Source organism: Cryobacterium sp. Y62, from assembly GCF_002929785.1.
In the GTDB taxonomy this organism is placed as follows: Bacteria; Actinomycetota; Actinomycetes; order Actinomycetales; family Microbacteriaceae; genus Cryobacterium.
In genome coordinates, this window is sequence record NZ_PJJK01000015.1 from 1 (window position 1) to 1553 (window position 1553).

Consider the following 1553-nt stretch of genomic DNA (forward strand, 5'->3'; position numbering starts at 1 on the left):
ATGACTATCGTCACGCAGGGCGATCAAAGACGGGCTGGACATGGTGATGATTCCTGATTCTCGCCCTACGTCACACGGCGGCCTTGCTGTTAGCTACTGGCCTCACCCAACCCTGGCACGTAGGGCCCACGCGGACCCAGTTGAGTGTCACGTCCCTCTCGGCGAGGACCTCTTTGCTTGGTGAGAGTGCGCGAATAGTGACATTTTTTGGAGTCGCCATTATTGTCGAAATCTCCCAAGAGTGTTCATCGACCTTGGAAGCGAAGAACGAGAGATGAATTGCAGAGGGAACCGGCGTGAAGGTTTCAAGTTGCAGTGGATCAAGGATCTCAATACCGACGGACTCGTCTGGCGATAGCTGACTTGGAGCAGGGCCTGAACATTCACCGTCGGCACACAACTCAACGACGCTGACGTTAGATGTTGTACCTTCGAGCTTGACGGTGACAGTGTTGGACCACCCGATCGTGGGGCACAAGTCCGAGACTGAGCAGCCGGACACAATCACGCTTACCATGAGCACCGCACTGAGAACGACCAATCGCTTTCCCTTGTTGATCGATCTTGTGGAAGCCATGTCGTTCCCATTCATTGCTTGTGATTTGAGGATAGCTGAACTGCTTAAACCATGGCTTGGATGAACGAAGCGTCACGTAATTAAACGCCTTGGGATCAGCTCACTGTCAGTGAGGGGTCCGTAAGCCGGACCCTCTGCGGGCAATATCGTGTGCCAGCCGCGAGGAACTCATCTAGTCGGGGATGCATTGCTTCTTAGTTCTCAGTACACGTCTTTGCGATGGTCAACGTTGAGGGTGAGGACGGTCAAAGAGTTGCCGATGATCTGGGCGAGGATGCGGTGATCTCCAACTCGATACCTCCACACTCCCGTGTGGTTGGCCGTGAGGCCCTTGCCGCGCTGGCGAGGATCATCTAGTTTCTCTACTTCTTCGAGGGAGGCCATCACTCGTCGTTGGATTGCCTGGTCAAGTTTTTTGAAGTCACGGTCGAACTGCTCGGTGGTTTCAACCTGCCACCGAGGTGTCACAGATTAGTCTCGGCCTTGAGTGCCGCGAGCGGGCGGGTGCGTCGTCCGGCGGCCTCGAAAGCGTCGAGTGATTCATCGGCCGCGAAGGCATCCTCCATTTCGGCCAGGTGCTCGTGAAGCGCTGTGCGAACGTAGAAACTCTTCGAGCGGCCCGTGCGACGCGCGAGCTGATCGAGGCGTTCTTCTTCTTCGTCGGTGAGTCGGATCGAGATAGTCATTTGGTACCTTTCGACACAAATAAGACATGTTTACATCCATTTTACAGAGAAGGAGTGGATTGGTCTAGTTTTCTTGTTTTATCCGAGATGACGGTTCAGGCGCGCGCGGACACCGGTGTTAGAAGCAGCGCAACCGGATCGTCGAGCGACATGGCTCCCGGCACAACCCCACAACGGGCTGCCCGCAAGCCCCCTGCGGGACGGCTGGGTGACCTGCCGCGGGTATTTCGGACAGCGGAATTAGTGGTTTCTCCTACGCTGCCAATGCTGGCTGTTGATAACCATAATGG

3 protein-coding genes are annotated in these 1553 nt (G+C 55.5%); all 3 read right to left on the reverse strand.

Annotated elements, in window-relative coordinates; all coding sequences use genetic code 11:
* Positions 1–70: 70 nt before the first annotated feature.
* On the reverse strand, positions 71–592 hold the full coding sequence (locus CXY71_RS21575; RefSeq protein WP_146072682.1) for a hypothetical protein: 522 nt from the start codon (positions 590–592) through the stop codon (positions 71–73).
* Between the two features lie 186 nt (positions 593–778).
* Positions 779–1045, reverse strand: coding sequence for a type II toxin-antitoxin system RelE/ParE family toxin (locus CXY71_RS00110; protein WP_104133720.1), 267 nt, complete (start codon positions 1043–1045; stop codon positions 779–781).
* Complete coding sequence (locus tag CXY71_RS00115; RefSeq protein ID WP_104133721.1) at positions 1042–1263, reverse strand: DUF6290 family protein; 222 nt, start codon at positions 1261–1263, stop codon at positions 1042–1044. The genes CXY71_RS00110 and CXY71_RS00115 overlap by 4 nt, the downstream gene beginning before the upstream one ends.
* Positions 1264–1553: the final 290 nt, after the last annotated feature.